The sequence below is a fragment of the Paenibacillus sp. JNUCC 34 genome, from assembly GCF_058269055.1.
Genome location: NZ_CM177770.1, coordinates 698,261 through 723,017, shown reverse-complemented (window position 1 = coordinate 723,017; position 24,757 = coordinate 698,261). Strand labels below are relative to the sequence as shown.

Here is a 24,757-nt window from a genome sequence, read left to right as displayed (position 1 = left end):
TTCAAAAAGTACAAAATAGTAATTATCCCATGAAAATGCTACCCTTCATGGGATAATTAAATATTATTTAGATTTAGATTTTTCTTTTTGTCTTATCTACAACATATTCTCCAAGTAACTTACTTGTATCTGTTAATACTTTATCCAAAAGCAATACATATCTTTGCATCATATATTCAATTGTTAAAGGTTCAAACAATCCTAAAGGATAATTACACATAATTTCTATTCCATTTGCATACTCAGTAACGTACCATACTAAATCAAATTTAGTATCTTGCACTCTTTCAACATGATAAAAACTAAAATCATCAATATATTCCTTGGTACTCCCCCCCATATTCAACATGTTGAAAAACGCAGATATCTTTGGATAATTAATCTTTAATTCGTCTACAATTAATTCCAATGGGTAGCTCTGATTCTCTAATGCACCCAATGTGTTTTCATTTATTCTTTTCATTAAATCAACAAGACTTTCTCCCATATCAATTTCGTTTCTAAGAATTGTGGTATTTATAAAATAGCCTATTACGTTTTGTAAATCTGCATGTTCTCTACCAAATGCCGCAGTTCCTATTAATATATCTCTCTGTTTTGTTAGATCAGATAAAAAGAATTTAAAAGTGGTTAGCATTACTACAAAAAGGCTAATACCATTTTCTTGAGCTAGTTCCTTTAATTTATCTTTTGTTGCTCCCTCAAGAGCAATTCTGTATCCACTACTTTCTTTTTCATTCAGGTTATTAGAATGATAATCTACTGGTAACTTTAAAATCGGAACTTCTCCACTTAACTGTTCAAACCAGTAGGTCTTAGCCAGTTGTGTCATTTCCTTATTTTCAATCAACCTGTTCTGCCATGCTGCAAAGTCTTTATATTGTATTTTTAAAGGTTCTAACTTATATTGCCTTCCTTGCTTATATGCTTCGTACATTAAGAAGAACTCTTTTTTCAATACTTCTAAAGACCAACCGTCAGAAATAATATGATGCATACAATAAATCAAATCATATTCATATGCAGTTATTTTAACTAACTTTACATATATAAGCGCTCCTTCATTTAGATTGAATATTTTATTAGCCATTTCTTCATATATTCTTGTTCTTTCCTTAGCTTTTTCTTCTTGCCCCAGGGTGGATAAGTCTTCCTCCTCAATATTGACATTAACATGTTCATCAATGATCTGAACTACTCCATCATGATCTACAAATCGTGTTCTAAACGCCTCGTGTCTTTGCAGAAGAATATTAAATATGTTTTGTATAACTGTAGGATCCACCTCTTCGAACAGTGTGAAATATTCAGACATATTATATGCTGGACTGTTTGGTTCCAACTGATTAAGGATCCATAATCTCTTTTGAGCGTAAGAAAGTTCATACGCATCTTGTTTTGGCAAAGGTGTTATTTCACTATAAATAGAGACATGATTTTCACTACTCTTTATTTTTTCAGACAAAGATGAAATATTAGGGGAATTATAGATATCCTTCAAAAATATCTTAATATCAAATTCCCTTTGTATTAAATTAATTAATTGTACTGCCTTTAAAGAATGGCCACCCAGTTCAAAAAAATTATCATTTATTCCTATGCGTTCTACCTCTAATATTTCGCTCCAAATACATACCAGTTTTTCTTCTATTTCATTTCTTGGTGCTGCATACTCTGTACCTGTTGCTATACTGCCATCCGGCTCTGGCATTGCCTTTCGATCAATCTTCCCGTTGGATGTGACTGGCATTTTATCCAACTGTACAAAATAAGATGGAATCATATATTCCGGCAGTTTTTCGGATAAATGTGTCCTTATCTCTCCTATAGTTAATTCATTCGCTGAGACGATATAGGCACAAAGATATTTATTCCCATTTTCATCTTCTCGGTCTAGTACAATCACTTCTTGTACGTCTTCATAATTAAGAATGTTACTTTCAATCTCACCAAGCTCTATTCTAAATCCGCGAATTTTCACTTGGTGGTCTATTCTCCCTAAATATTCAATATCTCCGTTTGAAAGAATTCGGCCTAAATCACCTGATCTATAAATTTTCTCATTTGTTTTGTACGGATTTTCCAGGAACTTTTCTTCAGTTAGTTCTTTTCTGTTTAAGTACCCTCTGGTAACCCCTTCTCCTCCAACACAGATTTCTCCGGCTACCCCTATTGGTTGGAGATTCAAATTATTATCCATTATATACACAGTTAATGTTGGAATTGGATTTCCAATATTACTAATTCCTCTTTCTATGTCCTCAGTTTTTATCTCTTTATAAGTAACATGTACAGTTGTCTCTGTTATCCCATACATATTCACCATTTTTATTTCAGGATACTTTTCTATCCAATCTTTTAAAACTTCCGGTTTTAACATTTCCCCACCGAATATTACATATCTTAATTTTAATTCTTTATCACTACACTTTAATTCCTGATTCATTAGTCCATAAAACGGAGTTGGTATTTGATTAAGTATGGTTACTTTCTCTTTTTTTAGTATCTTTAAGAATTCTTCTGAATCAGTCGCACTTTCTTTCGATACTAAAACAAGTTTTCCTCCATAAAGCAAGGCTCCATACATTTCCCATACTGAAAAATCAAAACAATATGAATGAAACATTGTCCATACATCATTCGCATGAAAGCCATAGCGATTGTTATCATTAAACATGAGTCTGACAACGTTTCGATGTTCAACCATCACTCCTTTAGAATTACCTGTTGTTCCTGAAGTATAAATAATATATGCCAAGTCTTTCGGGCTGTTTATCAGCTCTGGATTACTCGGATCACCATTAAATGAGTCCTCAACAGTCAGATCGATCACTTCACCATCGTATTCCATAGCTTCCGTTAATGCAGCGGTACTCAACAACACTTTGCTTCTGCTGTCGTCCAGCATATATTTTATTCTTTCTTGCGGGTATGCTGGGTCTATCGGCAAGTAGGCTCCTCCTGCTTTTAGGATAGACATGATTCCTACGATCATTTCTAATGATCTTTCCACCATGATTCCTACAATCGTATCTGGCCCTATAACTTTAGTCCGCAGTGTTCTGGCCAATCGGTTGGCCTTCTCATTCAGTTCTCTGTAGGTGAGTTTCTCTTCTTCAAAGATCACTGCGATATGATCCGGTGTTCTTTCTACCTGTTCTTCAAACAGCTGCTGCACGGTCTTTTCCCGCGGATAATCCGCATACGTATCATTAAATTCATGAAGCAGCATCCGCTTTTCTTCTGCTGTCAGCATGTCTATTTCATGCAGCTTAATCTTTCGATCTGCCGTGACTGCTTTCAGTATGTTTACAAAATGCTTTATCATTCTTTCTATGGTTTCTCTGCCATATAACTTCGTGCTGTATTCAAAATCCAATTCAATCGTTTCTTCTAGCTCTTCTGCGGTTATGGTTAAATCAAATTTGGATATCTTATGTTCCTGCTCATAATCCTTAAACGCCAGGTTTGCGAGTTCCATATGTTCTGAATCGAAGTTTTGCATCGTAAACATGACATCGAATAACGGGTTTCTGCTGATATCCTTTGGAATGTTTAGATGCTCTACCAATTCGTCGAATTGATAATTCTGGTTTTCATAGGCTTGTAACGCACTTTCCTTGACTTCCTTGAGGAATTCTTCGTAGCTCTTGTTTCCTACCGGGTAGTTTCTCAAGGCAAGCGTATTTACAAACATCCCTATAATATTCTCTAAATCCGCATGCGGTCTGCCCGCGATCGGGCTGCCCACAATAATATCTTCTTGTCCGCTGTATTTTGACAACAAGATGTTTGCTGCCGACAAAAGCACCATATACATGGTACTTCCGGTTTCTTGCGTTACTTGCTTTAATAACGGTGTTAATTCCCGGTCCAGCTCAAAGCGGATACTTTCCCCTTCAAAACTTTGCACCAGCGATCTTGGATAGTCTGTCGGCATATTTAACACAGGCACTTCATCGCTGTAACGGCCGATCCAATATTCTTTTTGCTTTTGCATTTCTTCCGATTGTAAGATGTTGTTCTGCCATGCAGCATAGTCTTTATATTGAATTCGCAAAGGTTCCAGTTCATGGCCTTCATACAGCTTGGCGAATTCGCCGATTAATATGCCCATGGATACGCCATCGGATATGATGTGATGCATATCGAACAGTAAGATATGCTTTTCTTCTTCCTGTTTGATCAGCCCTACTCTCAGTATCGGGGCCTGACTGAGATCAAATGACCTTACAAAATCGTCTATTATGGAATCTGCAGCCTGCTCGGTATCCGCTTCATAACACTCAAGTGTAATATCCACATTTTCATGTACCCTTTGAACGATCTTATCTTCTATCATTTCAAAAGATGTCCTTAAGGTTTCATGTCTCTGGATTAAGCTTTTAAATGTTTCTTCGAGCCGGTCTGCATCGAGGGCTCCTTCTACTACCAGGGCTCCCGGCATATTGTATCCTGTACTTCCCAGGTCGAATTGCTGAAGCAAATACATTCTCTTTTGTGCCGGAGATGCTTCATAGCTTTCCTTCTGCTCTACCGCCTGTATGGAGGAATACATACTCACCGTTTCCATACTTCTGATATATTCACTGATCCCTTTGATCGTCGGCGACTTAAACATTTCTCTAAGCGGCACTTCTACATGGAATGCTTTATGCATTCTGGAGATCAGCACGGTTGCCTTTAAGGAATGTCCTCCTAATTCAAAGAAGTTATCGTTGATCCCTATGCGTTCTGCCTCTAATACTTCACTCCATACCTTCGCCAGTTCCTCTTCCATTTCATTTCTTGGCGCTTCATACTCCGTACCTGTGGATATACTGCCGTCTGGCTCTGGTAATGCCTTTCGATCAACCTTCCCATTCGGTGTGATTGGCATTTTATCCAACTGTACGAAATAGGACGGGATCATGTATTCCGGAAGTTTTTCAGATAAATGTTTTCTTAGCTCTCCTACGGTTAATTCATTCGCTGAGACGATATAGGCGCAAAGATACTTTTTCCCGTTTTCATCTTCCCGGTCTAGAACGACCGTTTCTGTTACTCCTTCATAATGAAGGATATTATTTTCAATCTCACCCAACTCTATTCTAAATCCGCGTATTTTAACTTGATAATCCATTCTTCCTAAGAATTCGATGTTTCCGTCAGGCAGCCATCTTGCCAAATCTCCGGTTCTATACATCTTTGTACCAGCTTCAAATGGATCATCCGCAAATTTTTCTGCAGTGAGTTCCGGTTTGTTAAGATATCCTCTGCCTACACCAATTCCCGAAACACATAATTCACCAATGACTCCCACAGGACATAATTGATTCTGATTCAATATATAAATGTTCATGTTTTGCACAGGTTTCCCTATTGGCACTACATCATTCTCATATTTGGAATCGATCAAATAATGCGTGATATCATCCGAAGCTTCTGTCGGGCCATATGCATTGACCATTTTTATATCTGAATACAAACTAAACCATTCTTTTGTAGACTTTCCTTGCAGCACCTCTCCGGTGACCAACAGATATTTCAGAGAGGGCAGTTCCAGTTTTGCTTGCTTCATTTCTGTGAGCATCGCCGATAAATAGGTTGGAACCACTTCTAAAATACTTATTTCATCTTTAATCACCTGTTTGATGAAGTTCACTGGACTTAATATCAATTCATCTGAATAAATCACTACTTTTCCGCCAACGACAATAGAAGCCAGGAACTGCCAGACCGAGATATCAAAACAATGCGATGCATTTTGTGCAATCACACTTGTCTCATCTATTTGGATATCCTTTATTTTCGCATATAAATGGTTCAGCATTCCGGCTTGTTCGATCATAACGCCTTTAGGCTGGCCCGTACTTCCTGATGTATAAATCACATAAGCTAAATCATGAAGTTGGCTTACCGGTTCCAAATTATGTGCGTCTTGTTCATCCAGCTCCAAACGGGTGAAGGATACCGCTTCAATCCCAGAGCTCGCTCTCATTTGCTCCCGATACGGATCTTTGGTGATTACCAATCGGGTTGTGCTATCTTGCAAGATATAGTCTATTCTGTCCTTTGAATACTTCACATCTATTGGCAGATAAGCCCCGCCAGCTTTCATGATTCCTAGAATAGAGATAAGCATTTCCAGAGATCGTTCCATCATGATTCCTACGATCGTGTCTGTCCCTACTCCTTTGGTTCGCAGCGTTCTGGCCAATCGGTTGGCCTTCTCATTCAGTTCTCTGTAGGTGGGTTTCTCTTCTTCGAAGATCACGGCTATATGATCCGGCGTTCTTTCTACCTGTTCTTCAAACAACTGCTGCAGGGTCTTTTCTTTCGGATATTCCGCATACGTATCATTAAATTCATGAAGCAGTAACTGTTTTTCTTCTGCTGTCAGCATATCTATTTCATGTAGCTTAATCTTTCGATCCGCCGTGATAGCTTTCAGTATGTTTACAAAATGCTTTATCATTCTTTCTATGGTTTCTCTGTTGTATAACTTCGTGCTGTAATCCAACTGGAAAATAATAGTCTCTTCCATCTCGCTTGCTGAAAATTCCAGATCGAATTTAGAAATTTTACTTTCCTGCTGATATTCTTGCAAGACCAAGCCTTCTAGCTTAATCTCATTTGAATCAAAATTTTGCACCGTAAACATGACATCAAATAATGGATTTCTGCTGATATCCTTTGGAATGTTTAAATGCTCTACCAATTCATCGAATTGATAATCCTGGTTTTCATAGGCTTGTAACGCACTTTCCTTGACTTCCTTGAGGAATTCTTCGTAGCTCTTGTTTCCTGCCGGGTAGTTTCTCAAGGCAAGCGTATTTACAAACATCCCTATAATATTCTCTAAATCCGCATGCGGTCTGCCCGCGATCGGGCTGCCCACAATAATATCTTCTTGTCCGCTGTATTTTGACAACAAGATGTTTGCTGCCGACAAAAGCACCATATACATGGTACTTCCGGTTTCTTGCGCTGCTTGCTTTAATAACGTTGTTAATTCCCGGTCCAGCTCAAAGCGGATACTTTCCCCTTCAAAACTTTGCACCAGCGGTCTTGGATAGTCTGTCGGCATGTTTAATACAGGCACTTCATCGCTGTACTGACCGATCCAATATTCTTTTTGCTTTTGCATTTCTTCGGATTGCAAGATGTTGTTCTGCCATGCAGCATAGTCTTTATATTGAATTCGCAAAGGTTCCAGTTCATGGCCTTCATACAGCTTGGCGAATTCGCCGATTAATATGCCCATGGATACGCCATCGGATATGATGTGATGCATATCGAACAGTAAGATATGCTTTTCTTCTTCCTGTTTGATCAGCCCTACTCTCAGTATCGGGGCCTGACTGAGATCAAATGACCTTACAAAATCGTCTATTATGGAATCTGCAGCCTGCTCGGTATCCGCTTCATAATGCTCAAGTGCAACATCCACATTTTCATGTACCCTTTGAACGATCTTATCTTCTATCATTTCAAAAGATGTCCTTAAGGTTTCATGTCTCTGGATTAAGCTTTTAAATGTTTCTTCGAGCCGGTCTGCATCGAGGGCTCCTTCTACTACCAGGGCTCCCGGCATATTGTATCCTGTACTTCCCAGGTCGAATTGCTGAAGCAAATACATTCTCTTTTGTGCCGGAGATGCTTCATAGCTTTCCTTCTGCTCTACCGCCTGTATGGAGGAATACATACTCACCGTTTCCATACTTCTGATATATTCACTGATCCCTTTGATGGTCGGTGTCTTAAACATTTCTCTAAGCGGCACCTCTACATGGAATGCTTTATGCATTCTGGAGATCAGCACGGTTGCCTTTAAGGAATGTCCTCCTAATTCAAAGAAGTTATCGTTGATCCCTATGCGTTCTGCCTCTAATACTTCACTCCATACCTTCGCCAGTTCCTCTTCCATTTCATTTCTTGGCGCTTCATACTCCGTACCTGTGGATATACTGCCGTCTGGCTCTGGTAATGCCTTTCGATCAACCTTCCCATTCGGTGTGATTGGCATTTTATCCAACTGTACGAAATAGGACGGGATCATGTATTCCGGAAGTTTTTCAGATAAATGTTTTCTTAGCTCTCCTACGGTTAATTCATTCGCTGAGACGATATAGGCGCAAAGATACTTTTTCCCGTTTTCATCTTCCCGGTCTAGAACGACTGCTTCTTTTACTTCTTCATAAGCTAATATATTTCTTTCGATCTCACCCAGCTCTATTCTAAATCCGCGTATTTTAACTTGATAATCCATTCTTCCTAAGAATTCGATGTTTCCGTCAGGCAGCCACCTGGCTAAATCTCCGGTTCTATACATCTTTGTACCAGATTCATATGGATCATCCACAAATTTTTCTGCGGTGAGTTCCGGTTTGTTGAGATATCCTCTCGAAAGTCCATCTCCACTGACGCATAATTCTCCATAAATCCCTACTGGCATAAGCATGTAATTTTTATCTACTACGTAAGCTCTTGAATTGGATATAGGTTTGCCAATCGGTATATTAGTCTCATCTGTTTCTTCTATTAAATAAGTAGTCGAAAAAGTTGTATTTTCAGTTGGACCATATCCATTTATAATTTTAAGTTCTTTACACTCTTTTCTTACAAGGTTAATATACTTGGGTGATAAAACATCCCCGCCAACCAATAAGCACCTCAATTTTTTGAACATGGTTATATTTTCTTCTGCTATTTGATTAAAGAGCTCAGATGTTAACCATAAAATGGTGATATTCTTTTCGATAATAATCTTCTCTAGAAGCTCTGGAAAAATAATAGTTTCCTTTGGCGTTAAATGTAATTCTAAACCGTTTAATAAAGCACCCCAAACTTCAAACGTAGAAGCATCAAATACCATAGACCCAGTTTGGAGAATTTTATCATTTTCTTGAAATTCTATATAATTCGTACTTTTAACCAATCTAACAATATTCTTATGTTCACACATTACCCCTTTAGGATGACCAGTTGTTCCAGAGGTATAGATAACATATGCCAGATCACTTGAATTATTTATTTTATTCAGATTGCTTAACTCTGCATAAGTCATATCCGTTCCAAGCAAATCGATTATTTCACCGTCAAATACTATATTTTCATCTAATGCTTCTTTACTCAATAGCAATTTACTAGAACTATCTCTTAGCATATATTCTATTCTTTCATTCGGATAATTTGGATCTATCGCAAGATACGCTCCCCCAGCTTTAAGAATTGCTACGATCCCTACTATCATTTCAAGAGAACGTTCCACCATTATTCCAACTATCGTATCTGACACTACTCCTTTGGTCCTTAATATTCCTGCAAGACCATTTGCTTTATCATTTAATTCCCTATAAGTTAATTTCTCATCTTCAAATACTACAGCTATATGATCCGGAGTTTTTTCTACTTGTTCTTCGAATAATTCCTGTATAGTTTTATCTCCTGGATACTCCTTTCTAGTGCCGTTATAATGAAGCAAAATCTTATCTTTTTCTTCTCTTCCAATCATTTCAATATCTTCAATCAATACTTCATCATTTTCCACCACACATTTTGCTATATTTTCAAAATGACGGCCTATCATCTCAACCGTTTTCTGATCATATACAGCCTCATTAAACAAGAATTCTAAATCCAACGTACCTTCCATAAATATCGTTATATTAAAATCATAATTTGTGCGTACGCTAGTTGTAATATTTTCTACAGTAAACCCTAAAGAACCGTCCCGGCTGTTATTTTTCACTTCCTTTTCCATAGGGAAGTTTTCAAAAGCTATTATATTGTTTATTAATTCATTCCTTAGGTTTGAAAAAGCCTGTATTTCAGCAAGTGGATAATAACTATATTTAGTCGCTAAAATAGACTCAGTATTCAACTTTTTAATAATGTCCTTAAATTTTACAGACTGGTCACATTTCACTCTGACGGGAACTGTATTTATAAATAGTCCCACCATTGTTTCGATTCCCTCAACCTCTGGATTTCTTCCTGAAACTACAGATCCATATATAACATCATTTGTATTGTTGTATTTTTGAAGAAGTATTCCCCATATAGCTTGAACTATTGTATAATCGGTAACCTGATTAGCTTTCGCTACTTCCTTTATTTTATTTGTTAAATCCTCCCCTAAACTGAAGCATGATTTGTGTAGTATGTAGCCGGATCCGTCCTTATTACGCTTCTTGCAAGGAACAATTGCATTATTATCGTAATCTACAAGGTATTCACTCCAATATTTCTTAGCCTCTTCCTTATCTTGATTATTCAGCCATTTTATATAGTTCGAATATGGATAAACCGGATTTAAGTTTGGTGTACTGCCGTTTTTAAGACCATTGTAAATGGTGAAAAATTCACCAATGATGATCCCCATACACCATCCGTCCATAAGTATATGGTGATGACTTAGCATCACCATATACTCCTCTTCGTTTGTCTTTAGTACGGATATTCTCATTAAAATATCTTTGGAAAGATTAAAGCCCTGATTCTTATCATTTTCAATTAACATTTCAATGTGCTTTTTCTTCTGCTCATTCTCTAGTTCCGTTACATCTTCAAAATATATCTTGGCATTCCTCTTCTTAAAGACAAGTTGCCTTGGCTTACTTAGATTTTCATAAACAAATACTGTTCTTAATATGTCATATCGCTCAATCAATTTATTAAAACTATTTTCGAAAATATCTACATCCAGTTGCCCATGAATAGTTAGCACTTCACTTGTAACATACACATCATGTTCTTCATCAAATAGAGAATGAAATAACATCCCTTCTTGCATTGATGTTAACGGGTAGATTTTTTTAATGTTTGGATTCATCCCCATTATTCTTCGCCTCCAAAACTACTCAAATACTCAAGTTCTTCTAATGTGAGTTCGTCATCCCCGAGGTCAGTTGGAGTTAGTTCTACTCCTTCCTTTAATGCACAATGTTCAATTATTGTACATAAGTTATCCCTATACCCCTGCAAAATATTCTGCATTGTAGTCTTAGAGTAATCACCTGTATTAAATTCCACAGATATATTCAATTTGTTATCTATAACAATTCCAGTAAAACTCAGGTTAGTTAAAACATTATTACTATCGCCCACAGATATCCCATTGTTTACATTGGATATTGTAAATAATTCTGTTGGTACATTCTGATCAAATTCTCCTAAATAGTTAAAACTTATTTCAGGATTTTGTTTGAAAAGCATTCCATTCAACTGATCTTTATCTGTTAAATATTTCAGTACACCATAACCTATTCCTTTATTAGGAACATGTCTTAGGTTCTCTTTAACGCTTTTCACTACATATCCTATATCTTTAGAATTTGTCATATCTAGTATTACTGGATATTGGGATGTAAACCATCCAACGCTCCTTGATATATCAACATTTTTTAATATCTGATCCCTTCCATCTCCTTCAATATTTATTATCGTTTTGTCTTGCTTCATATAATCTTTAATTGTTAATCCCAAAGCTGCAATCAATAGATCATTTATTTCAGTATTGTATGCTACGTTAGCTTTGTGTAATAACATATCTGTTTGTTCCATTGAGAACACAATATCCAGTTTCTTCGTATGGGTTATTGTATTCACGCTACATTCATTATCTTTTTGCAGTAACTCAATTTCACTATTTTCTATCTGCTTCCAATACTCAATTTCTTTTAATAGTCCTCGGTTTAAAGAATAGTCTCTTAATTTTTGAGCCCATTCCCTGTATGAACTAGTCTTATTCGGGAACACAATTTCTTCACCATTAATATACTGGCTGTAACCTAATGAGAAATCTTCGAGTATTATTCTCCATGACACGCTATCTACTACCAGGTGATGGATAACTATCAACATATGATCTCCGTCATCTGTTTTAAATAGTCCAACCTTAACAAGAGGTCCTTCATTAAGATTCATACTCGCTTGGAGAGTATTACATGTCTTCGTAATCTCTTCTTCGTAATTTCCCTTTCCCCTAAAATCGAATATATTAAATTCATAGGTTTCGCTATAGTTACCTTTATTCATTTGGATTATACTGTCTCCATTTTCAACGTAAATCATTCTTAGTGCATCATGATGTAACAGTATTTTCTCAAACACGGTTCTGACTATTGTTTCATCAAATGTTTCCTTTCTGTAAAGCATTACAGATTGGTTCCAATGATGTGGAGCAATAAAGTTTCTTTCGAAAAACCATATTTGAATTGGAGTAAGAACAACATCTCCTTCTACAGTCTCTTGACTATAGAATATCTCTAAATTTTCAACATGCTGTGCAATTTCTTTAATTATTTGATTTTTGAATATATCTATAATTTCCAATTTGAATCCATAATTATATACTCTCGATGATATTTGTATAGCTTTTATCGAATCCCCACCAAGTTCAAAGAAACTATCATTTATACTTATTTTTTCTCTCCCGAGTACCTCTTCAAAAACTGAACAAAGCTTTTCTTCAATCTCATTTCTCGGTGCTTCGTACTCTTTTCCTGTGGCTATACTTCCATCTGGTTCTGGTAGCAGCCTTCTGTCTAACTTTCCGTTTGATGTGATTGGCATTTTACCCAACTGTATGAAGTAGGATGGGATCATATACTCTGGAAGCGTCTTTGATAAATATGTTCTTAACTCTCCAATTGTTAATTCCTGTTCCGATACTATATACGCACAAAGATATTTATTACCTCGTTCGTCTATTCTATCTAGAACTATGCTTTCCTTAACGTCCATATAAGTTAATATTTTGCTTTCTATCTCGCCAAGTTCTATTCTAAATCCACGTATCTTAACCTGATGGTCTGCTCTTCCCAAAAACTCTATATTTCCGTCTGACGACCATCTTACAAGATCACCTGTACGGTACATTATTACTCCAGGTTCAAAGGGACTTTCAACAAATCTCTCACTAGCTAATTGAGCTTTATTCAAATATCCTCTTGCTACTCCATCTCCGGCTATATATAACTCTCCGGCTACACCTATTGGAAGTAAGTTCCTGTCTCCATCTAAAATATATGCTCTATAGTTTGAGATAGGTTTTCCTATAGGTATATTATTAGCATTATTTTTTTCGTACTTATAATAAGTTGCACATACTGTAGTCTCTGTTGGACCATATGTGTTATATACTCTAGCATCGCTTATTAGGTTATTAAAATACTCAGCTTTTAAAACATCTCCTCCGCTTATAAAGGTGTGTATAGAACTTAGATTATTGCTCTTATTTAATTCATTTAAAAATAAAGGAGAACAGCTTACTATACTGATATGATGATTAGTTACTAGATACTCCAATTTTCTAATATCTAGGGCATCGTACTTATTGCATATAACAAATTTTCCGCCACTTAAAAGTACGGGATATACCTCATCTACAAAACCATCAAAACAATATGTTGCCTGCTGGAGGAACGTGTCTTTATCACTTAAATTAAATTCATCTAAAAATGCATATATATATGCTATAAGATTTCGATGTTCAACCATCACTCCTTTAGAATTACCTGTTGTTCCTGAAGTATAAATAATATATGCCAAGTCTTTCGGACTGTTTATCAGCTCTGGATTACTCGGATCACCATTAAATGAGTCCTCAACAGTCAGATCGATCACTTCACCATCGTATTCCATAGCTTCCGTTAATGCAGCGGTACTCAACAACACTTTGCTTCTGCTGTCGTCCAGCATATATTTTATTCTTTCTTGCGGGTATGCCGGGTCGATCGGCAAGTAGGCTCCTCCTGCTTTTAGGATAGACATGATTCCTACGATCATTTCTAATGATCTTTCCACCATGATTCCTACAATCGTATCTGGCCCTATAACTTTAGTCCGCAGTGTTCTGGCCAATCGGTTGGCCTTCTCATTCAGTTCTCTGTAGGTGAGTTTCTCTTCTTCGAAGATTACGGCTATATGATCCGGCGTTCTTTCTACCTGTTCTTCAAACAGCTGCTGCACGGTCTTTTCTCGCGGGTAATCCGCATACGTATCATTAAATTCATAAAGCAGCAACTGTTTTTCTTCTGCTGTCAGCATGTCTATTTCATGTAGCTTAATCTTTCGATCCGCCGTGATAGCTTTCAGTATATTTACAAAATGCTTTATCATTCTTTCTATGGTTTCTCTGCCATATAACTTCGTGCTGTATTCAAAATCCAATTCAATCGTTTCTTCTAGCTCTTCTGCGGTTATGGTTAAATCAAATTTGGATATCTTATGTTCCTGCTCATAATCCTTAAACGCCAGGTTTGCGAGTTCCATATGTTCTGAATCGAAGTTTTGCATCGTAAACATGACATCGAATAACGGGTTTCTGCTGATATCCTTTGGAATGTTTAGATGCTCTACCAATTCGTCGAATTGATAATCCTGGTTTTCATAGGCTTGTAACGCACTTTCCTTGACTTCCTTGAGGAATTCTTCGTAGCTCTTGTTTCCTGCCGGGTAGTTTCTCAAGGCAAGCGTATTTACAAACATCCCTATAATATTCTCTAAATCCGCATGCGGTCTGCCCGCGATCGGGCTGCCCACAATAATATCTTCTTGTCCGCTGTATTTTGACAACAAGATGTTTGCTGCCGACAAAAGCACCATATACATGGTACTTCCGGCTTCTTGCGTTACTTGCTTTAATAACGGTGTTAATTCCCGGTCCAGCTCAAAGCGGATACTTTCCCCTTCAAAACTTTGCACCAGCGGTCTTGGATAGTCTGTCGGCATGTTTAATACAGGCACTTCATCGCTGTACTGACCGATCCAATATTCTTTTTGCTTTTGCATTTCTTCCGATTGTAAGATGTTGTTCTGCCATGCAGCATAGTCTTTATATTGAATTCGCAAAGGTTCCAGTTCATGGCCTTCATACAGCTTGGCGAATTCGCCGATTAATATGCCCATGGATACGCCATCGGATATGATGTGATGCATATCGAACAGTAAGATATGCTTTTCTTCTTCCTGTTTGATCAGCCCTACTCTCAGTATCGGGGCCTGACTGAGATCAAATGACCTTACAAAATCGTCTATTATGGAATCTGCAGCCTGCTCGGTATCCGCTTCATAACACTCAAGTGTAATATCCACATTTTCATGTACCCTTTGAACGATCTTATCTTCTATCATTTCAAAAGATGTCCTTAAGGTTTCATGTCTCTGGATTAAGCTTTTAAATGTTTCTTCGAGCCGGTCTGCATCGAGGGCTCCTTCTACTACCAGGGCTCCCGGCATATTGTATCCTGTACTTCCCAGGTCGAATTGCTGAAGCAAATACATTCTCTTTTGTGCCGGAGATGCTTCATAGCTTTCCTTCTGCTCTACCGCCTGTATGGAGGAATACATACTCACCGTTTCCATACTTCTGATATATTCACTGATCCCTTTGATCGTCGGCGACTTAAACATTTCTCTAAGCGGCACTTCTACATGGAATGCTTTATGCATTCTGGAGATCAGCACGGTTGCCTTTAAGGAATGTCCTCCTAATTCAAAGAAGTTATCGTTGATCCCTATGCGTTCTGCCTCTAATACTTCACTCCATACCTTCGCCAGTTCCTCTTCCATTTCATTTCTTGGCGCTTCATACTCCGTACCTGTGGATATACTGCCGTCTGGCTCTGGTAATGCCTTTCGATCAACCTTCCCATTCGGTGTGATTGGCATTTTATCCAACTGTACGAAATAGGACGGGATCATGTATTCCGGAAGTTTTTCAGATAAATGTTTTCTTAGCTCTCCTACGGTTAATTCATTCGCTGAGACGATATAGGCGCAAAGATACTTTTTCCCGTTTTCATCTTCCCGGTCTAGAACGACCGTTTCTGTTACTCCTTCATAATGAAGGATATTATTTTCAATCTCACCCAACTCTATTCTAAATCCGCGTATTTTAACTTGATAATCCATTCTTCCTAAGAATTCGATGTTTCCGTCAGGCAGCCATCTTGCCAAATCTCCGGTTCTATACATCTTTGTACCAGCTTCAAATGGATCATCCGCAAATTTTTCTGCAGTGAGTTCCGGTTTGTTAAGATATCCTCTGCCTACACCAATTCCCGAAACACATAATTCACCAATGACTCCCACAGGACATAATTGATTCTGATTCAATATATAAATGTTCATGTTTTGCACAGGTTTCCCTATTGGCACTACATCATTCTCATATTTGGAATCGATCAAATAATGCGTGATATCATCCGAAGCTTCTGTCGGGCCATATGCATTGACCATTTTTATATCTGAATACAAACTAAACCATTCTTTTGTAGACTTTCCTTGCAGCACCTCTCCGGTGACCAACAGATATTTCAGAGAGGGCAGTTCCAGTTTTGCTTGCTTCATTTCTGTGAGCATCGCCGATAAATAGGTTGGAACCACTTCTAAAATACTTATTTCATCTTTAATCACCTGTTTGATGAAGTTCACTGGACTTAATATCAATTCATCTGAATAAATCACTACTTTTCCGCCAACGACAATAGAAGCCAGGAACTGCCAGACCGAGATATCAAAACAATGCGATGCATTTTGTGCAATCACACTTGTCTCATCTATTTGGATATCCTTTATTTTCGCATATAAATGGTTCAGCATTCCGGCTTGTTCGATCATAACGCCTTTAGGCTGGCCCGTACTTCCTGATGTATAAATCACATAAGCTAAATCATGAAGTTGGCTTACCGGTTCCAAATTATGTGCGTCTTGTTCATCCAGCTCCAAACGGGTGAAGGATACCGCTTCAATCCCAGAGCTCGCTCTCATTTGCTCCCGATACGGATCTTTGGTGATTACCAATCGGGTTGTGCTATCTTGCAAGATATAGTCTATTCTGTCCTTTGAATACTTCACATCTATTGGCAGATAAGCCCCGCCAGCTTTCATGATTCCTAGAATAGAGATAAGCATTTCCAGAGATCGTTCCATCATGATTCCTACGATCGTGTCTGTCCCTACTCCTTTGGTTCGCAGCGTTCTGGCCAATCGGTTGGCCTTCTCATTCAGTTCTCTGTAGGTGAGTTTCTCTTCTTCGAAGATCACGGCTATATGATCCGGCGTTCTTTCTACCTGTTCTTCAAACAACTGCTGCAGGGTCTTTTCTTTCGGATATTCCGCATACGTATCATTAAATTCATGAAGCAGTAACTGTTTTTCTTCTGCTGTCAGCATATCTATTTCATGTAGCTTAATCTTTCGATCCGCCGTGATAGCTTTCAGTATGTTTACAAAATGCTTTATCATTCTTTCTATGGTTTCTCTGTTGTATAACTTCGTGCTGTAATCCAACTGGAAAATAATAGTCTCTTCCATCTCGCTTGCTGAAAATTCCAGATCGAATTTAGAAATTTTACTTTCCTGCTGATATTCTTGCAAGACCAAGCCTTCTAGCTTAATCTCATTTGAATCAAAATTTTGCACCGTAAACATGACATCAAATAATGGATTTCTGCTGATATCCTTTGGAATGTTTAAATGCTCTACCAATTCATCGAATTGATAATCCTGGTTTTCATAGGCTTGTAACGCACTTTCCTTGACTTCCTTGAGGAATTCTTCGTAGCTCTTGTTTCCTGCCGGGTAGTTTCTCAAGGCAAGCGTATTTACAAACATCCCTATAATATTCTCTAAATCCGCATGCGGTCTGCCCGCGATCGGGCTGCCCACAATAATATCTTCTTGTCCGCTGTATTTTGACAACAAGATGTTTGCTGCCGACAAAAGCACCATATACATGGTACTTCCGGTTTCTTGCGCTGCTTGCTTTAATAACGTTGTTAATTCCCGGTCCAGCTCAAAGCGGATACTTTCCCCTTCAAAACTTTGCACCAGCGGTCTTGGATAGTCTGTCGGCATGTTTAATACAGGCACTTCATCGCTGTACTGACCGATCCAATATTCTTTTTGCTTTTGCATTTCTTCGGATTGCAAGATGTTGTTCTGCCATGCAGCATAGTCTTTATATTGAATTCGCAAAGGTTCCAGTTCATGGCCTTCATACAGCTTGGCGAATTCGCCGATTAATATGCCCATGGATACGCCATCGGATATGATGTGATGCATATCGAACAGTAAGATATGCTTATGGGCTTCCTGTTTGATCAGCCCTACTCTCAGTATCGGGGCCTGACTGAGATCAAATGACCTTACAAAATCGTCTATTATGGAATCTGCAGCCTGCTCGGTATCCGCTTCATAATGCTCAAGTGCAACATCCACATTTTCATGTACCCTTTGAACGATCTTATCTTCTATCATTTCAAAAGATGTCCTTAAGGTTTCATGTCTCTGGATTAAGCTTTTAAATGTTTCTTCGAGCCGGTCTGCATCGAGGGCTCCTTCTACTACCAGGGCTCCCGGCATATTGTATCCTGTACTTCCCAGGTCGAATTGCTGAAGCAAATACATTCTCTTTTGTGCCGGAGATGCTTCATAGCTTTCCTTCTGCTCTACCGCCTGTATGGAGGAATACATACTCACCGTTTCCATACTTCTGATATATTCACTGATCCCTTTGATCGTCGGCGACTTAAACATTTCTCTAAGCGGCACTTCTACATGAAATGCTTTATGCATTCTGGAGATCAGCACGGTTGCCTTTAAGGAATGTCCTCCTAATTCAAAGAAGTTATCGTTGATCCCTATGCGTTCTGCCTCTAATACTTCACTCCAGATCCTTACCAGTTCCTCTTCCATTTCATTTCTTGGCGCTTCATACTCCGTACCCGTGGATATACTGCCATCTGGCTCTGGTAATGCCTTTCGGTCAACCTTCCCATTCGGTGTGATTGGCATTTTATCCAACTGTACGAAATAGGATGGAATCATGTATTCCGGAAGTTTTTCAGATAAATGTCTTCTTAGCTCTCCTACGGTTAATTCATTCGCTGAGACGATATAGGCGCAAAGATACTTTTTCCCGTTTTCATTTTCCCGGTCTAGGACGACCGTTTCTGTTACTCCTTCATAATGAAGGATATTACTTTCAATCTCACCCAACTCTATTCTAAATCCGCGTATTTTAACTTGATAATCCATTCTTCCTAAGAATTCGATGTTTCCGTCAGGCAGCCATCTTGCCAAATCTCCGGTTCTATACATCTTTGTACCAGCTTCAAATGGATCATCCGCAAATTTTTCTGCGGTTAGTTCCGGTTTGTTAAGATATCCTCTGCCTACACCAATTCCCGAAACACATAATTCCCCAATGACTCCCACAGGACATAATTGATTCTGATTCAATATATAAATGTTCATGTTTTGCACAGGTTTCCCTATTGGCACTACATCATTCTCATATTTGGAATCGATCACATAATGCGTGATATCATCCGAAGCCTCTGTTGGGCCATATGCATTGACCATTTTTATATTTTCATATAAACTAAACCATTCTTTTGTCGATTTTCCTTGCAGCACCTCTCCGGTGACCAACAGATATTTCAGAGAGGGCAGTTCCAGTTTTGCTTGCTTCATTTCTGTGAGCATCGCCGATAAATAGGTTGGAACCACTTCTAAAATGCTTATTTCATCTTTAATCACCTGTTTGATAAAGTTCACTGGACTTAATATCAATTCATCTGAATAAATCACTACTTTTCCGCCAACGACAATGGAAGCCAGGAACTGCCAGACCGAGATATCAAAACAATGTGATGCATTTTGCGCAATCACACTTGTCTCATCTATTTTGATATCCTTTATTTTCGCATATAAATGATTCACCATTCCGGCTTGTTCGATCATGACGCCTTTAGGTTTGCCCGTACTTCCTGATGTATAAATCACATAAGCTAAATCATGGAGTTGGCTCACCTGTTCCAAATTATGTGCGTCTTGATCATCTAGCTCTAAACGGGTGAAGGATACCGTTTCAATACCAGAGTTCGCTCTCATTTGCTCCCGATACGGATCTTTGGTGATTACCAATTGGGTTGTGCTATCTTGCAAGATATAGTCTATTCTGTCCTTTGAATACTTCACATCTATTGGCAGATAAGCTCCGCCAGCTTTCATGATTCCCAGAATAGAGATGAGCATTTCCAGAGATCGTTCCATCATGATTCCTACGATCGTATCTGTCCCTACACCTTTAGTCCGCAGCGTTCTGGCCAATCGGTTGGCCTTCTCATTTAATTCTCTGTAGGTGAGTTTCTCTTCTTCGAAGATCACGGCTATATGATCCGGTGTTCTTTCTACCTGTTCTTCAAACAGCTGCTGCATGGTCTTTTCTCTCGGGTAATCCGCATACGTATCATTAAATTTATGAAGCAGTAACTGGTTTTCTTCTGCTGTCAGCATATCTATTTCATGTAGCTTAATCTTTCGATCCGCCGTGACTGCTTTCAGTATGTTTACAAAATGCTTTATCATTCTTTCTATGGTTTCTCTGTTGTATAACTTCGTGCTGTAATCCAGCTGGAAGATAATAGTCTCTTCCATCTCGCTTGCTGAAAATTCCAGATCGAATCGTGCTACAATATTAGCTAGGTTATAATTTTTTAACGCTAAATTTTCTAATTCATTCTCTTTTGAATCAAAGTTTTGCATTTTAAACATGACATCAAACAATAGGCTTCTGCTAATATCCCTAGTTATACCTATATCCTTAACTAATTTTTCAAACTGGTAGTCTTGGTTTTCATAGGCTTGTAACGCACTTTTCTTGACTTCCTTGAGGAATTCTTCGTAGCTCTTGTTTCCTGCCGGGTAGTTTCTCAAGGCAAGCGTATTTACAAACATCCCTATAATATTCTCTAAATCTGCATGCACTCTTCCCGCGATGGGGCTGCCCACAATAATATCTTCTTGTCCGCTGTATTTTGACAACAAGATGTTTGCTGCCGACAAAAGCACCATATACATGGTACTTCCGGTTTCTTGCGTTACTCGTTTTAATAGCTGTGTTAATTCCCGATCTAACTCGAAACTTACTCGATCCCCTTCAAAACTTTGCACTGACGGTCTTGGAAAGTCTGTCGGCATGTTTAACACAGGCACTTCATCGCTGTACTGACCGATCCAATATTCTCTTTGCTTTTGCATTTCTTCGGATTGCAAGATGTTGTTCTGCCATGCAGCATAGTCTTTATATTGAATTCGCAAAGGCTCCAGTTCATGGCCTTCATATATCCTTGCGAAATCTTCTCTTAATATCCCTGTGGATACGCCATCGGATATGATGTGATGCATATCGAACAGTAAGATATGCTTATGTTCTTCCTGTTTTATCAGCCCTACTCTCAGTAACGGTGCCTGCCTTAGATCAAATGCCCTTACAAAATCTTCTATGATAGCCTCTGCAGCCTGCTCGGTATCCGCTTCATAACGCTTGAGCGTAAAATCAACATTTTCATTTACCCTTTGAACGATCTTATCTTCTATTATTTCAAAAGATGTCCTTAAGGTTTCATGTCTCTTAATTAAGCTTTTGAACGTTTCCTCTAGTCGGTCTGCATCGAGGGCTCCTTCTATCACTAAGACTTCAGACATATTGTATCCCGTGTTGTTTAGGTCAAATTGCTGAAGCAAATACAATCCCTTTTGTGCCGAAGACGTTTCATAGGTTTCCTTCTTCTCTACCACCTGTATGGAAGAATACGTACTCGCCGTTTCCATACTTGTGATATATTCACTGATCCCTTTGATGGTCGGTGACTTAAACATTTCTCTAAGCGGCACTTCTACATGGAATGCTTTATGCATTCTGGAGATCAGCACGGTTGCCTTTAAGGAATGTCCTCCTAATTCAAAGAAGTTATCGTTGATCCCTATGCGTTCTGCCTCTAATACTTCACTCCATACCTTCGCCAGTTCCTCTTCCATTTCATTTCTTGGCGCTTCATACTCCGTACCTGTGGATATACTGCCGTCTGGCTCTGGTAATGCCTTTCGGTCGAGCTTTCCATTCGGTGTGATTGGCATTTTATCCAACTGTACGAAATAGGATGGGATCATGTATTCCGGAAGTTTTTCAGATAAATGTTTTCTTAGCTCTCCTACGGTTAATTCATTCGCTGAGACGATATAGGCGCAAAGATACTTGTTCCCATTTTCATCTTCTCGGTCTAGGACTACCGCTTCTTTTACTCCTTCATAATGAAGGATATTACTTTCAATTTCACCCAGTTCTATTCTAAATCCGCGTATTTTAACTTGATAATCCATTCTTCCTAAGAATTCGATGTTTCCGTCAGGCAGCCATCTTGCCAAATCTCCCGTTCTATACATCTTTGTACCGGATTCGAATGGATTATCCACAAATTTTGCTGCGGTTAGTTCCGGTTTGTTAAGATATCCTCTTGCTATCCCAACTCCCGAAATGCATAATTCTCCAGCAACTCCTATTGGTTGAACATTCATATTTTTGTCTACAATAGATAGTTTTATATTATCTATTGGTTTTCCAATAGGGACCATTTTGAGATTATTAATAGGAGAACAGTCAAAATATGAAACATCTACAGTTGCCTCTGTCGGCCCATACAAATTGCAAAGTTTGATTTTATAGTTATTAAATAAATTTTCATTAAACCTATTGACTTGATTTAAAGTAAGAGCTTCTCCACTTGAGAAAACTTGTTTGAGTGCTTTAACGTCTTTTTGCTTTTTTTCTTTTTCAACATAGTCTAGAAAAAGATTTAACATAGAAGGCACAAAATGAAGAACTGTAATATTTTTATGCTTTATAGTTTCCGTGATCAATTTTACATCTTTTTCTCCACCTTGTGGAAGTAAACATACACTAGCCCCTACTAGTGACCACCAGATTAACTCCCAAACGGAAACATCAAAAATATACGTTGTTTTTTGTAAAATCACATCATCTGAAGTTATCGGATATTTTTTTTGCATCCACAGAAGCCTGTTTATAACTGAATAATGTTCAATCATTACCCCTTTAGGCATTCCAGTACTTCCCGATGTATAGATTATGTATGCTAAATTCTTTGAAGTATTAATTTTATCTAAGTTATCTTTACCATTTAAATACAAATTGTGATCATTTAAATTTATTTGTTTCCCTTTAAAATCTACTTTATTTATTAGTTTCTCTTGTGTGATTAAAATTTCAGTTCCACTATCCTCAAGTATATATTTCATTCTATTATTCAGAAATCCTGGATCTATTGGTAAATACGCTCCACCGGCCTTTAATATCGCCATTATTCCTACTATCATTTCTAAAGATCTCTCGACCATTATTCCCACGATCGAATCAGCCTTAACCCCATAATCTCTTAATACTCTTGCGAGGCTGTTTGCTTTTTCATTCAACTCTTTATACGTTAAGGCTTCGTTTTCAAATACTACTGCAGTATTATCCGGATTTTTTTCCACTTGGGCTTCAAATAATTCATATATTGTCTTATTAAGTGGATAGTCCGCCTTAGTATCGTTAAATTCATATAACACCTGATTTTTTTCTTCTTCGGATAATATGCTTATTTCCTCTATTCCGGCATTAGGTTCGGTTATTAAAATATCTATAATTCTCTCTAAGCCCCCCCCTAACTTTCCAACTAGACTTTCACCTATTGATAAACTGTTAAAGTTAAATTTAAATTCAATCCCGTTAAAAGTGAGTATTTCTAAAGCCATGTTGTAATTCGTTTTTTCTTTTATTGAAAAATCTTGTATGGATAAAACATTTCCCCTGTTTAAATTTACGTCTAAAGGGTAATTTTCAATAGTTACTATTGAATTAAACATTTCTTCATTATATTTCAAAGCACAATATTCCCTGATATCAATCAAAGGCGTATTTTCATATAATTTTCTTTCGCTAAGAACTAAATTCATTTCTCTCATTAAATCAATAATCTGAATATTATTGTCAATTTTTACCTTTAAAGGTATAGTATTTATAAATAATCCAACCATATCATCTACTGATTTAAGGCTTTCTGGTCTGCCTGATACGGTTGTACCGAACAATACTTCCTTTGAATTACTCAGTTTATGAAGTAATATTCCCCATGCCCCATACAATATCGATGACAATAAAATCTTATTTGCTTTCGCAAATTCTATAATTGCATGTACCTTATTTTCGTTTACTTTATATACTATTTCCTTATTACTTCCCATCACTTTACACTGGAAAAAGTCAGACTTCTCATCCATATTATTCAGATAGTTAGTCCAATATTTTTTTTCTTTTTCTTTATCAGTACCATTTAAATATTTTATAAATTCACTAAAGCTCACTTTATTTACTTTTTTCACTTCTCTATTTTCGTATAGGGAATTATATGTGCTCATGAGTTCTTTTAAAATTATGCCATTACTCCAACCATCAAATAAAATATGATGATTGCTTATAATCATTTCATGAGTGTTGTCATCTAATTTACACAAGTAAACTCTCAAAGTTTCACTTGTTAGATCTATTCTATGATTTAAATCCTCTAATTTAATTTTTTCCAGTTTGTTTTTATCAATCTCATTTGTGAGATCAAAATACTTGATTTTCATTTCATGTTCTGTAAGCACTATTTGAACTGGTTTGTCTATTCCCTTCCATCTAAAAATAGTCCTTAACATTTCATTCGATTTTATTACAAAATCCCATGATTTTTGTAATAAATCCAGATTCATATCACCTAAAATATTTATACTTAATTGTTCGTGATATTGTTCACTGGTTGTATCACTAGCATAATGAAATAGCATTCCCTCTTGGGTGCTGGTTAGATTCATTATATTTACAATGCTATCTTTATTAAGTTTTTTGTTCATTTTATACCCATCCTTTTAATACAAT

Annotated in this window: 2 protein-coding genes; both read right to left on the bottom strand. The window is 37.5% G+C overall.

The window, feature by feature from the left end; genetic code table 11:
* Positions 1-73: 73 nt before the first annotated feature.
* Entirely contained in the window at positions 74-10,822 is a 10,749-nt protein-coding gene (locus AC2TF5_RS03205; protein WP_491300835.1) for a non-ribosomal peptide synthetase, read from the bottom strand.
* Positions 10,822-24,732: an amino acid adenylation domain-containing protein gene (locus tag AC2TF5_RS03200; protein WP_491300834.1), complete on the bottom strand. Its 13,911-nt coding sequence runs from the start codon at positions 24,730-24,732 to the stop codon at positions 10,822-10,824. Before AC2TF5_RS03200 ends, AC2TF5_RS03205 begins: the two co-directional genes overlap by 1 nt.
* Positions 24,733-24,757 lie beyond the last annotated feature (25 nt).